This window comes from Pedobacter sp., from assembly GCF_965279535.1.
Taxonomy (GTDB): domain Bacteria; phylum Bacteroidota; class Bacteroidia; order Sphingobacteriales; family Sphingobacteriaceae; genus Pedobacter.
In genome coordinates, this window is record NZ_OZ257244.1 from 1,717,375 (window position 1) to 1,730,161 (window position 12,787).

10 protein-coding genes are annotated in these 12,787 nt (G+C 38.7%); 8 read left to right on the forward strand and 2 right to left on the reverse strand.

Features of this window, described 5'->3' with window-relative positions:
* Positions 1-57: 57 nt before the first annotated feature.
* The 4 genes from ACQY77_RS06825 (at position 58) to ACQY77_RS06840 (ending at position 5,917) form a co-directional block, all read left to right on the forward strand.
* Positions 58-2,433, forward strand: a complete 2,376-nt coding sequence (locus ACQY77_RS06825; RefSeq protein ID WP_421938728.1) for a hypothetical protein — start codon at positions 58-60, stop codon at positions 2,431-2,433.
* A 17-nt stretch (positions 2,434-2,450) separates the two neighbouring features.
* Positions 2,451-2,975: a gliding motility-associated C-terminal domain-containing protein gene (locus ACQY77_RS06830; protein ID WP_421938727.1), complete on the forward strand. Its 525-nt coding sequence runs from the start codon at positions 2,451-2,453 to the stop codon at positions 2,973-2,975.
* A gap of 171 nt (positions 2,976-3,146) precedes the next feature.
* Positions 3,147-4,040, forward strand: coding sequence for a PorP/SprF family type IX secretion system membrane protein (locus ACQY77_RS06835; protein WP_421938726.1), 894 nt, complete (start codon positions 3,147-3,149; stop codon positions 4,038-4,040).
* A 23-nt stretch (positions 4,041-4,063) separates the two neighbouring features.
* Complete coding sequence (locus ACQY77_RS06840; RefSeq protein WP_421938725.1) at positions 4,064-5,917, forward strand: M60 family metallopeptidase; 1,854 nt, start codon at positions 4,064-4,066, stop codon at positions 5,915-5,917.
* A 93-nt stretch (positions 5,918-6,010) separates the two neighbouring features.
* Here ACQY77_RS06840 and ACQY77_RS06845 read toward each other — a convergent pair whose 3' ends face one another.
* Positions 6,011-6,817, reverse strand: a complete 807-nt coding sequence (locus ACQY77_RS06845; RefSeq protein WP_421938724.1) for a helix-turn-helix domain-containing protein — start codon at positions 6,815-6,817, stop codon at positions 6,011-6,013.
* A 366-nt stretch (positions 6,818-7,183) separates the two neighbouring features.
* Positions 7,184-8,194: a helix-turn-helix domain-containing protein gene (locus ACQY77_RS06850; RefSeq protein ID WP_421938723.1), complete on the reverse strand. Its 1,011-nt coding sequence runs from the start codon at positions 8,192-8,194 to the stop codon at positions 7,184-7,186.
* A gap of 1,140 nt (positions 8,195-9,334) precedes the next feature.
* On the opposite strand from ACQY77_RS06850, the gene ACQY77_RS06855 reads away from it, so the two are divergent.
* Genes ACQY77_RS06855 through ACQY77_RS06870 form a run of 4 tightly spaced genes read left to right on the forward strand, consistent with a single transcriptional unit; the run spans position 9,335 to position 12,724 of the window.
* Positions 9,335-10,801, forward strand: a complete 1,467-nt coding sequence (locus ACQY77_RS06855; protein ID WP_421938722.1) for an SPOR domain-containing protein — start codon at positions 9,335-9,337, stop codon at positions 10,799-10,801.
* On the forward strand, positions 10,801-11,508 hold the full coding sequence (locus ACQY77_RS06860) for a MotA/TolQ/ExbB proton channel family protein (RefSeq protein WP_421938721.1): 708 nt from the start codon (positions 10,801-10,803) through the stop codon (positions 11,506-11,508). The genes ACQY77_RS06855 and ACQY77_RS06860 overlap by 1 nt, the downstream gene beginning before the upstream one ends.
* Entirely contained in the window at positions 11,508-11,909 is a 402-nt protein-coding gene (locus ACQY77_RS06865; RefSeq protein ID WP_421938720.1) for an ExbD/TolR family protein, read from the forward strand. The genes ACQY77_RS06860 and ACQY77_RS06865 overlap by 1 nt, the downstream gene beginning before the upstream one ends.
* On the forward strand, positions 11,909-12,724 hold the full coding sequence (locus ACQY77_RS06870; RefSeq protein WP_421938719.1) for an energy transducer TonB: 816 nt from the start codon (positions 11,909-11,911) through the stop codon (positions 12,722-12,724). Before ACQY77_RS06865 ends, ACQY77_RS06870 begins: the two co-directional genes overlap by 1 nt.
* Positions 12,725-12,787 lie beyond the last annotated feature (63 nt).

Genomic DNA, 12,787 nt, shown 5'->3' on the forward strand with positions numbered 1-12,787 from the left:
GCTTTACGCCTGACTCCTCATCAACTATTCAATTTAAAAATTCTTTATACCCAGGATATGAAATTACATCATAAATTATTACTGATTATGGCCGTAGTGCTATTTGGATCGGTAAGTCAGTTCTCTGCCCTAGCCCAATTGAATATGACCAAAATCAAGGATGCCTCAATCACAGGTACGCAAAGGGTCCCCATTCCGGGAGCAATTTTAGAGCTGGAAAGTAATAACAAGGGTTTTTTAGTGCCCCGAATGACCATTACCGAAAGAAATGCTATCCCTCTAGCCAATAGGGTTGATGGATTAATGATTTTCAATACCACAACTGGTTGTTTCAACTACTGGAATTCGATTTACAATAACTGGCTAAGTATCTGTGGCTCACTCCCACCTGCCGTAATGAAAATAGCGGATTGTGCAGCATTTACCATATCCGGCACATATAAAGGAGGCGTAGAAGTAGGTGCAAACAATTATATACGCATCCCCATTACGGTAACACAACCGGGTACATACACCATCATGGCCAGTGCCTACAATGCCGGGGTAAGTAACGGGTATTATTTTGGTGAAACGGGTACTTTTCCAAATGTGGGAACTTATACGGTTACCATGACGGCTAAGGGTAGACCACTTAAAGGTTATGAAGCCACTGAAGCAGGAGATGTATTGGCATTCTCCATCAATGGCTTACCTGTAAGCGGTTGTAGTCCAAATGTTTTTGTAGAGAAGGCCGATATTGCCTATGCAGTAGATTGTGGAAGCATCAACGCTGTTGGTAGCTATCAGGTAGGTAATGCACTATCAGCAAATGAAAAATTAAATGTAACCGTAAATGTAACCAGTCCCGGTTTTTGGAGTATGCAAACCAATACTGTTAATGGCTATTCCTTCAACGGCGTAGGAACTTTTAGTTCAGCTGGTCTTCAAACGGTACAACTTACCGGAGCAGGCACCCCTATATCTTCAGGTACAAACAACTTTACCCTATCTTCGAACTCGGGAGCACCTTGTGCCAATATCCCGATAGTGGTACAATCAACAGCCTATAGTGTAGATTGTGCAAGTGCGACAGTAGCAGGCACCTACTTACAGGATGTAGCCTTAAACTCTACCCACACCATTACCATTCCTGTTAATGTAACTGCTACCGGCCCTTATACCATAACCACAAATGCTGTAAATGGGTATTCATACGCTGCTTCAGGAACGTTTAATACACTGGGGGCACAAACTGTAGTACTCCAGGGTTCGGGTATACCGGCAGCAGGCGGGAACAACACTTTTGTGATCAGTTCAAATGGTGGAGCACCCAATTGCAATGTTAATGTAAGCGTTACCCCTCAGCCAGTAAGTTACACCATGAACTGTGCAAGCGTAACAGCTAATGGAAACTATATAGCTTATTCCGCACTGAATAGCACGAATACCATCACCTTAAGTATCAATGCTACATATGGAGGTAATTATGATATCATTACCAACGCTGTAGATGGTATTTCCTTTTCTGGTTCGGGTACCCTCACTGTGGGCAACAATTCAGTTACCCTTTATGGAGCAGGAACCCCAACTTCAACCGGTATCAAGAATTTTATCATTAGCTCTAACAGTTCTACCAATGGAGCAAATTGTACAGCCTCGCTAAAAGTTTCCTACAGAAGCATGAAAGTATTGGCTATGGGATTAACCGTGTATGCTGCAACTGCAGGTTCAATGGCTAACAAAATGTTAACAACTGCTTCAAATTTCGGAAATACTGCAACAAGTAAAGTACCCATGCTTGCCAATCTTACCGTGGTGGATGGCGGAACCTATGCGCTACCGGCAGATTATGCAAGTTATGATATCATTATACTGGGATATAATTACGACGGCGCTTTGCCCTATTACCCTGGAGATATTACTAAGTTGAACGATTTTGTAAAGACCACAAAGGGTGTAGTCATCAATTTTGCACAGAATGCAGAGGGCACAAAAATTCTGGGTGATGCCATATTTGGCAGTTCCCTAACCAGAACAGCGAATGTGCTTACTACTGCAACTTCACATTTTACTAATGTAGACGATCCGGTTCTGAATGGTGTTTTTGGAGATATCAGAAATAAAGATTGGGGCGAAGAACTTGGGTCTACTGACGGATTATCAGGGTATCCGGGAAGTACGATTGTCTATTCTAACGGACAAGGAGCCAACGCCTCTACTGCTACCGCCTTAAGGCACGCTACATTAGGTTATATATGGGTAGGCGACAATGGTTTTATGTGGGGAGATGCAGCTTATGCAGTTTATTATAATCGTGCGCCTCTTAATATTTCAGGAACGTCTGCACCAGCTACCAAACAACATGGCGCTCCGCTCATTCCAACATACAACAGCCATTTCCTGGCAAATGCTGTAGCCTGGGCTATAGATTATGTTCAAAAAAACAAGCCTTAATATTAAACTAACGGATTATGAAAGCAAATGCGCCTATCTTACTGGTATTCCTGGCCTTCTTCTTCCCTGCTCTTGCAAAAGGACAAGTTACCCCAGGTTTACCCTTCACTTTCAATTCTGCAGGTGGGTATGGAACAGTAAATGGTTTCCTCATCGATTTTAACCTTGGTGAACTGGTTCTTGTAGAAACATTTGATCAATCGCCTGGCTTACTATTCAGCCAAGGCTTTCTTCAGCCCTACCTTCTGGCACCTGCTCCGGTAAACGATGTTTTTGTTACCAACAATATTCTTACACCAAATAACGACGGAAAAAATGACCTGCTGGAAATTAAAGGACTCGAAAACTACCCCAATAATACACTAAGTATTTATGACCGGGCTGGAAGAAAGGTTTTTAGTACCACTGATTATAAAAGCAATTGGAACGGTATGGTCGATGGAAAAGCACTTCATGAAGACACTTATTATTATATTCTTGATTTAGGAAAATCAAGAGCAAAGATTACCGGTTTCGTGTCAATAGTTAGGGATGGCTATTGATAACGAACATATTCCAGTAAAACCAGGTAGGCCACTACCAAAATGATGAGGCAGGTTGGTCAATTCAGGGATAAATTGATCCAGCTACAACCGGGTACCTATCGAGGGGGTGCCCGGGCCCATCTAAATTAAGTCGTTAGTAAACCCTCCAAACAATCTAATTCAAGCCCCATGAAAACACTAAGCCATTTCATATTAATAATCGGCATGATGATGCCGTCTATATGTACATATGCTCAATTAAATCCGATGGGAAGCATGTATTTCCAAAACCCTTATTTAATGAACCCGGCAAACGCCGGATTAGATGGTGGATGGAATATGGCCGCAGCATATAAAGCACAATGGACATCTATTGAGGGCGCTCCTTCTATACAAGCTATAACGGGCGATTATGGTGATATGGATAAACATATCGGAGTGGGAATAAATTTCTATAATGAGCGTGCTGGAGTAATTAATCGTACCAATCTCAAAGCTACTTTTGCTTATCATCTCTTTCTAAATAAGGATCAAACCAGTGCTTTAGACTTCGGTCTTTCCGGAGGAATACTCAATGAATGGATAGATCTGAACCGTATAAAAGGGAATTTGGAAGATCAGTCTCTGCTTAATTTTAACAACCGGAAATTATATTTAGATACCGATTTTGGTATTGCATTACGAAGTTCAGCATTTACGATTCAAGGTACCCTTCCAAACCTCAAACATCTGTTTAACCGAGATCTGAACAGAACCATTATAGACCGCATTTTATTTATATCTGCAATAGGTTATAAGCTGAAATTCAACACGGCAATTCTGGATGAAATAGAACCTAAAGTAGTTTACAGGGGAGTTACCAACTTCAAAGATATACTGGACCTGGGCGCCAGGGCATCCTTCTATGAAAACAAACTCGATTTCAATGTGATGTACCATAGTACAGGAAGTTTAACCTTTGGAGTAGGTACATTATTTAAGGAAAGATTATCGCTCTTGGCGCTCTATACCAGTAATACAAATGACCTTCAAAGTTACAGTAATGGTGAGTTCGAAATTGCATTACGGTACCATTTCAAATAATTAAATCCCGTAAATCTAATCATATGAATTTTAAGAAAAACACCAAAACTATCGTACTGATGACAGGATTATGCCTGCTTGTTGGTATCAGCTGTAAGAAAGCAATCAAAGAAGAGGACAATTTACAAAGCTTTCAAAAACCGAGTTCGTTGATGATTAACTCTAATGCCGATATAACCAATACGATCGGCGCCAACATTCAAGAGTTTAACGAGCTTAAAAGTTCAGAACAGGAAAGAAAAAGGCTGCTGTTAAATTACAATGGAACTGATTTTGATCCAACAGGTTTTCATATTCCCGCCAATACGGAACTTTCTGTAACCGTTGAAAAACTGGCTGGAAACAGGCTGCCTAAGCTATTGATTGGTACCTACTACCGGTATTTTGACGCTCAGGGCTATGAACCGCTTATTGTACAATTAAATGAAGGTATAAATACCATATCATCCGGACAGTATGGTGGAGCAATGTGGATCAGGTATACCACTACAGAAACTCCTAACAGCAAAGTTAAAATCACCTTTAACAATGGTCACCAAAAGATGCCGGTATTCGTTAAAAATAAAACTACTGCTGCTGATTGGAGCTACCAACTTGAAAATTACACCTCCTCCCCCGATGTTTTGCTAATGGGAAACAGGGTTTACCAGTTTTTCAGCAGAGAAAGGGCGCTTAGATATCAAACAGAGGGTAAAGATAATAATGCAAATCTGGACGTAGCCGATCGGATATGGGATTACATGAATGAGTTTAGCGGACTAGACGGGTCGGCCCCCGAGCATCAGCTACCCGTACACAACAAAATTTTAGCAACAGAAACCGATCATGTAGGTACAGGAATTGGTTGGGCCTGGACTTATGGTATATATCATATACCATCTTACTGTGATAAAGCCTTTACGCTGATGAATACAACCTCAGGATCAAATTTCTGGCATGAAACCGGGCACCAGCATCAACAAAAAACCTGGACCTGGAGCACGCTAACTGAAGTTACAAATCAAATTTATGCCATTCTTGTACAAAGAAAGCTAGGCATAACTCCTGCCCGGCTAAAAAAAGACAATAGATGGCCGGCAATAAAAAGTTACTTAGCAGATGCATCAGCTACAAAGGATTATAACCTTAATACAGGCAGTGAATGGGTAAGGGTTGGTTTATTCCAGCAGCTATGGCTTGCTTATGGAGATAATTTTTTCATATCATTGCATAAAAAAGCGAGAACCGATAAACCTGCTTTAAGCACAGATGCAGATGAAATGCGTTGGTTTATGCTCTCCGCATGTAGCATCTCCGGACGGAATCTCACAGATTTCTTTAAGAAATGGGGATTTAAGGTAAATGAAAGTGTTTATACCGAAATTAATAATTTAGGTTTGCCCAACCCTGCGCAGGATCTCTGTGCCTTAGATGATGATGTCAACGGAATACCCACCGGAATAAATTACGAGATTGCTTCTGCTTTGCCATCCACCTATTCTATGTTATTCAATGTTTACCAAGGTGTACAATACAATGGTACCCTGGTTAATGTTTATCCAGACCAAAATCAAATCAGTAGCCGCTGGAAGCTTACTTATGCCGGGGATGGTTACTACCAAATTGAATCTCTTGTGGCAAATAAAGGTAGAGTTCTTAGCGTAGTAGAAGGATCCAGCGCAGACGGAACAAAACTGGAAATTCGCGACAATACCCAAAGCCCGGCTCAACGATTTAAAATCGTAAGTACAGGTAACGGCTATTATACCCTATCGCCAGCATGTGCGCCAACAAAAATGGTACAGGTTTCCGGAGGAACGGCCAAGAATAATACTCCACTGGTACTTGGAACAGCAAATGGTGGTGCAAGTCAACAATTCAAATTTGCCACTTACTAAACCTAACCAGAGGTTTTATCCAGTAATAGATTGCCCTCAAGACATATTTAAAGGGCAATCTATTCATAGCGTAGCCTATTTATTCAATAAGAACTACTTCCGCTCCTCTTCGGTATCTTGCTTCACCAGTTTCATGTAGGCTGATGGCTGCATACTCATTACTTCCTTAAAATAGCGGTTAAAAGAAACACGGTTATTAAACCCCGATTCATTCATTACCTGCTCCAGGTTTAACTTACTATCTCGCTGAATCAGGTCGACAGCATATTTTATTCTAAGTTTATTGATATAACTGTAAAAAGTATCCCCTATTGCTATGCTCAACACCTGACTCAAATGATATTCGGATATTTTCAACATACTGGCCAACAATGAAAGCGTTAAATCGCTATTTAAGAAACTTTTTTTCTGTTGCATCAGGTTATGAAGATCTTCGCTATATTTTTGAAGCATTGCTTCTGATAATTTCCCCATTTTATATCGCTCAGTATTTACCAGATCATCCACTTTAAAATAAGGATTATCCAAATGAATTTCTGGTTCCCGATCCTGAGGAGTTTTCCTTAATATACTTGCGGGTAGTAAATATTTGTATTTTGTTAAAATCAAAATACAAGACACCGCATAACTAATTCCCATCAGCATCCAGATCGCAAAATAGGGTAAGTTCAAATAAGCTACATTTCCATTAACAAATGGATTTTTAATTAATGCCGAATGCACATTTAAAAGTGTAAAAATACCACAAACCATAAAGGTGATTCCACAAGCTGTAAAAGCCTTGTTAAATACATTAAACTGCAAGTCGAGCCTGGTAAAAAAACCGTATAACCCATAGGCGAGTATCGATACCCCTTCTAATGCAAGTATGTAATAAAAAATCAATATATCTGCATTCAACCAGATGCATACAAGTTTAGCGAGCGTTATTAAGACAACAGGCGAAAATTGCAAAAACAACATATTTCGCGACACTGAATGTTCGCATATCTGTTTAACATGTAAGTAGAATAGCGGTCCGTAAATTGAAAAAATTGGCGTGAAGCAATAAATATAATGTCCGTTGCTATAATAAATCAAACCATTGCACGCCAGGTGAATTATAATAAAAATATGAGTTATGTTCAGCAACCTAATCCTTAAAGTAACCGCATTTATTAACATGGTTACAAGCATAAAAACGGTTGAAATAACAAGCGTTATTAAAGCGATGGTTTCATCCTCTAATAGAGATAACTTAAAATTCATACTATCCGATTAAAGTTCCTACATCGATACATTATTACTTTCTTCCTGTTGATGAGCGTCTTCAATCTTAATGATATATTCTGCGGGTGTTGTTCCGGATACTTCCTTAAAATACTTATAGAAAGAACTTACAGAATTAAATCCACAGCTATAAGCCAGGGATTCAATCTTGATATTTTTATTGTTTTTAAAGATCTCTTTGGCATGTTTAATCCGGCATTCAGCTAATAATCTATAGAAACTCTTTCCTATATAAATATTTAACACTTGCGAGATATGGTGTTTAGGAATACCACTTTTGACCGATATTTTTTTCAGATCCAGGTCGGCATCCAGATAGATCTGATTTTCCTCAATTAATATTAAAAGTCTTTCAGCAATCTGCTCCATTTGATCATGGCATAAGCCCGATGAACGGTAAGGGCTTAGAAAACCGTCGTTATGACTTTCCTTAGATACCAGACTATCGTCATGATACCAGAACCAATACAGCCGAAAAACAGCAAAGAGCATAATCAGGTTGTTTGAACAAAAGAAAAAACTTTGTTCAAAGCCAAAGTGGATGGGGTAGCCAGCGCGTACCAACAATAAGAAAAATAGCGTTACTATGTTCAGCCCTGAGATAAACATCAGTTCCTCGGCCCGGTGCAAAAGATTACCTGTATTCAATTTACGCATATGTTTATAAGCCGCGATAAAACAATATACCTGCAGCAATGCACCAGATATACAAACTACCGCTATAAGCCCACTACCGGCTTTAACAATAAGGATCATTAAATTAATTATCAACCCTGCAAAATAGGGTGCTAAAAATAAAATAGTTGGATACCAGGCCTGATGCTTATCAGAACAAAGCAAACAAACATTTCTGAAGATTACTGATAGTAACAATCCGGCTAAGAAGCTCAGGTAAATTAAATGGTCAACGGATTCCTGAAAAGCAAAAAGGTTAACACCAATACTTATCAATAAAACCAATACCAGAAACAGTAATGGAAGTTCTTTTCCCCTATATAAAATAATCATAACGATAAATTTTAATCGTTAATAAAATAGTAAATTATCAAGCCCAGACAGAAGACAAAACCTGAATTCAAAGCAAAACGACTCATAAGGCATAAGAAGTTACACTTCACCTTAAATCTAAATGCCGAATGAATTTGACTTCTTTTTTACCGCTAGTAATGACTGGAAACCACCTGGGATTTTCTTCTTTTCCGCATATTAATTCTGGGGAAGTTAGTTTGGACAATAAATGTTAAGGAGTTGCGTTTTTGAAGAATTTCTAAATGGCGGCAGGGCATGTGTTTATTCACATCAGGGCCTGATTTTAGCGTGCCAGTTGTTAAGGTTAATAATGTACTATTCATATTTTGGACGGTATGATTCCAAATGATCCTCTCGAACCAATTGGTTGGTTAGTTTGATTATGGGTAAAACTCATCATGAATCAGGAAACAGCAGTTGACAAAAGTTATTTTTTAAAATAAAAATCTGTCAACATTACTTCTTACCAGCCTTTAAAGCCTTACCTTTTGCTAATATAAATTTTTAAATTAATTAATTATAGCTTTTATGTGTAAATAAATTGGCTTACAGCTTAAGTAAGATACGCTGTTTACTAATAAAGGTATCCCAGTATCTGGTGTAATAGTAAAATCCAATAAAAGAATAGGCTCCAAAAGCGGAGCCTATCTGTCTGATCCAATCGTCCCGTAGATTTAATCTAACACCAATATAACAACCTAATTATTGAGATTGTGCCGAATCTTTTTAAAATACCGAGGAGAGGGTAAGGAAATATTGTATTTCTTGTACACCTCAAAATACAGCTGTTATAGGGTTTTACCTGAATAACTTGCCTGATGAAAACTATTAATGAATTAAATCACATCATTCAAAAATCATTACTAACTTATAATCAACCGCTTGTGCGCAACAAAGAATCAGAACTGATTGCTCATTTCCGTCCCAACATACCAATTCTATCTTTGTAACCGTTATCTTTGGAAGGATAAAGAAATGGCTCCTTTTAAACTATGAACTTTTCAGTGATAAATACATACCGGTTGTTTCTTCTTTCAAACTTAACGCGCGGCAATAGTCATTTCCATTATTTAGAGGTAGAATTTAATTTTTAATTTTAAAACGCTTAATTTTACCCGAATGGACATATTATTATACCTTTCAGAACTTCTGCAACAACATAAAGAAGTTGGTATTACTGGCTTAGGTACTTTTTACAAAAAGAAATTCCCGGGCAGGTACGATAAGGAAAAACAATCGTTTTTACCTCCGGGGTATACTTTGGAATTTTCTCCAGAAGTAAAGGAAGAAAATATTCTACCAGAATTTATTACGGAGAAAAGAAACATTTCTGCTGAAAGCGCCAACTACTATGTTGCCCAGTTTGTAGAAGATACCAATAAAAAACTAGAATTAGAACATGAAGCCGTTCTTGAAAACATTGGCCGGTTGTTTTTTACAGAGCATGAAGGCTTAAGCTTTGAGCCTGCTAAAGATATTAATTACGGGTCTGAATTTTACGGTCTGCCTACGCTCTCAGAAAGTGAAACCATTGCACCAGAACCTACTCAAACCACTAATGAGGAGGAAGAAGTTTATGAAGAAATTGCTGAGGCTCCCGCTGCTACGCCTCCGTTAGAAAAGCAGGAACAAGTGCTTCCTGTAATAGAAAACATTGAACTGGACGAAGTTCGGGATGATTTAAAAAACACTTTGAAACATACCGAACACCCTGTTGAGGTACCAGAATCTGTTAAGGAACAACATCAGGAACATCCAAACCAATTTGGTCATCAACCAGAATCAGAGCAGGCACATCAGGAAAAAGAAGTTCCTGAGTTCATCAAAGAGCAACATGAAGAACATCCTAATCGTTTCGGCCATCAGCCTGAATCTGAAGTACCAAAAACATATATAAATCTTCATGATGAGGTAAAAGAGGAACCTGTTATTGAGGCTCCAGAATTTATAAAGGAACAACATGCCGAACACCCTAATCGTTTCGGCCATGATCCTATTGCAGACTATCCGCAAAGCGAAGAAAGTAACGGCATGTCTTTATGGCTCAAAATTGCTATTGCGGTATTGGCTGTAATTATCCTCGTGGCCATTGCCTACCTGGTTAAACCTGAACTTTTCCAGGGAAATCAACCGGTTGAAGCACCGCAAACAGCTGTGGCAGACAGCAGTATTGTACCTGTTGACAGTGCCAAAATTAAACAAGATTCTATAGCTAAAACTGACAGTATCTTAAAAGCTAATCAGGTTCAGAAACAAGCAGCCGTTGATACTGTAAAGAAACCTGTTGTAACTAAACCTGCTCCTGTTCAGCAAAAAGAAGAAAAAGCAATTGAAAATACGAAGAATTCAACATTTGATGTAATTGCCGCCTCGTTTCAATCGGAGAAAAAGGCAAACGAATTCATCAGGCAAATGAAGAAATATGGTATAGAGGCAAAAATTGCCAAATTACCCGGCAGGATGAAAAAAATAAGCATTGCATCATTTCCTACTGAGCAAGAAGCACGTAAACAACGCCCGGAATTGGCTAAAAAAATCAATATTAAAGAACTAGACATCATTCAGATAAACAACAACACACCATAATGATCAATTTATTATTAACTATTCAGGATACTGCACAAGCACTACAAGATACGACAGCGGCAAATCCAAACTTAACTCAACCTACTCCAGAACTACATTTTATCGACTTGCTTTTTAAAGGTGGATGGGTAATGATTCCTTTAGCTTTTTTAGCATTTCTAGCTTTAATCATTTTCGTTGAGCGTTACTTAACCATTAAAAAAGCGACTAAAGATGAGTCAAATTTAATGGTTCAAATCAGATCTTATATCCAAACCGGAAACCTCGATGGTGCGATGTCATTATTGAGAAATAACAACTCACCTTTATCGCGCATGCTGCAAAAAGGGTTAAAACGCATTGGCCGTCCGATTAAAGACATTGAAGGTGCCATAGAAAACGTAGGAAAGTTAGAAGTTTCTAAATTAGAAAAGAACATCAGTATTTTAGGTATAGTTGCTGGTATTGCACCCATGTTGGGTTTCGTAGGTACTATCGTGGGGGTTATTACCATCTTCCATCAGGTATCTATTAAAGGCGCTATTGAAATTGGTACCATTTCTGGTGGTTTATATACAAAAATGATTACCTCAGCAACAGGATTAATTATTGGTATTATCGCCTATGTTTTATACCATATCTTAAACATTATGGTAGAAAAAATCATTTTGAAGATGGAAACCGATGCAATAGATTTTATTGACTTACTAGAAGAACCAGGCAAATAATGAATTTACGCAAAAGAACAAAAGGTGGCGTAGAAGTACATACATCGGCATTGAACGATATTATGTTCTTTCTGATGCTGTTTTTCTTATTGGCATCTGCTGTGGTAAATCCTCAGGTAGTAAAGCTATTGTTACCTCAATCCTCCAGCGGGCAGCAATCTACCGCTAAGAAAGCTGTAACGGTAAGTATAGACGAAAACTTAAAATATTTCGTTGATAAAAAACTAACAGCACCAGAGGCTTTGCAGCCGGCCATAGAAGCTTATCAAAAGCTGGCACCAGATATGACTATCATTTTATATGTAGCCAAAAATGTACCGGCAGAAAACATTATGGTAGCGTATGATGTAGCAAACAAATTAAAGTTGAAACTTGTTTTAGCTGTAGAGCCTAAAAAATAATGACACATAAAGAAGAAAATAACTACCCAAAAGCAATTGCCATTTCCTCCGGAATCATGGCCTTCCTGCTTGCGATTAGCTTTTTTATAGTGATTGGTTCTTTTCAACCCCCTGAAGATTTAGGAATGGGTGGCATGGTGGTAAATTATGGTACAGCCGAAACCGGCATGGGCGATGATTACACAAGTATAGAAGAACCTTCGGCCGATCCAAATGCCAACAATAAGGCGCCTGAAAAGGTTACTCCAGAGCAAGAGGTTACACAAAAAACCAATGCAGAGTCGAGTGAAAAGGAAATACAAACACAAAATACAGAAGAAGCATTAAGCGTTAATACCAAACCACAAAAAGCTACAACAACTACCCCTACAACTTCTACGGAAGAAAAGCCGGCTAAACCGGTGATTAATCAAAATGCCTTGTATAAAGGCAAGAAAAGTACTGGTCAGGGTGGTGGCGATGGCACCGGAAACACACCAGGGAATCAAGGTTCTGTTAACGGAGACCCTTTAGCAAACAACTATGGCCCGGGTGGTTCTGGATTTGGCAACAAACCGATTGAATTGCGCCGTTTTTCTAACCTGGTCATCCCGAAAGATGATGGACAAAAAACCGGAAAGATTGCCATTCGAATTTACTTCAATAAAGCAGGAGACATTACCAGAGCCAATCAGGAATTGAAAGGCTCAACCATTACAGATACAGAATTGGTTAACAAATGTATTCAGGCTGTTTTGAATTCTTCTTTGAGTAAATCCGATGTTGGTGGCGATAATCAAACCGGCGTTGTGGTATTTAATTTTAAAGTGAAGTAAAAGCAAAATAAATAAAGCATTTATCAAGGCATAGGTATCAAACTTATGCCTTTTTCATTTTAT

Bases quoted from the DNA above. Each gene is read 5' to 3' on its own strand.
- ACQY77_RS06825 (WP_421938728.1), top strand. From the start codon at position 58: ATGAAATTACATCATAAATTATTACTGATTATGGCCGTAGTGCTATTT.
- ACQY77_RS06830 (WP_421938727.1), top strand. From the start codon at position 2,451: ATGAAAGCAAATGCGCCTATCTTACTGGTATTCCTGGCCTTCTTCTTC.
- ACQY77_RS06835 (WP_421938726.1), top strand. From the start codon at position 3,147: ATGAAAACACTAAGCCATTTCATATTAATAATCGGCATGATGATGCCG.
- ACQY77_RS06840 (WP_421938725.1), top strand. From the start codon at position 4,064: ATGAATTTTAAGAAAAACACCAAAACTATCGTACTGATGACAGGATTA.
- ACQY77_RS06850 (WP_421938723.1), bottom strand. From the start codon at position 8,194: ATGATTATTTTATATAGGGGAAAAGAACTTCCATTACTGTTTCTGGTA.
- ACQY77_RS06855 (WP_421938722.1), top strand. From the start codon at position 9,335: ATGGACATATTATTATACCTTTCAGAACTTCTGCAACAACATAAAGAA.
- ACQY77_RS06860 (WP_421938721.1), top strand. From the start codon at position 10,801: ATGATCAATTTATTATTAACTATTCAGGATACTGCACAAGCACTACAA.
- ACQY77_RS06865 (WP_421938720.1), top strand. From the start codon at position 11,508: ATGAATTTACGCAAAAGAACAAAAGGTGGCGTAGAAGTACATACATCG.
- ACQY77_RS06870 (WP_421938719.1), top strand. From the start codon at position 11,909: ATGACACATAAAGAAGAAAATAACTACCCAAAAGCAATTGCCATTTCC.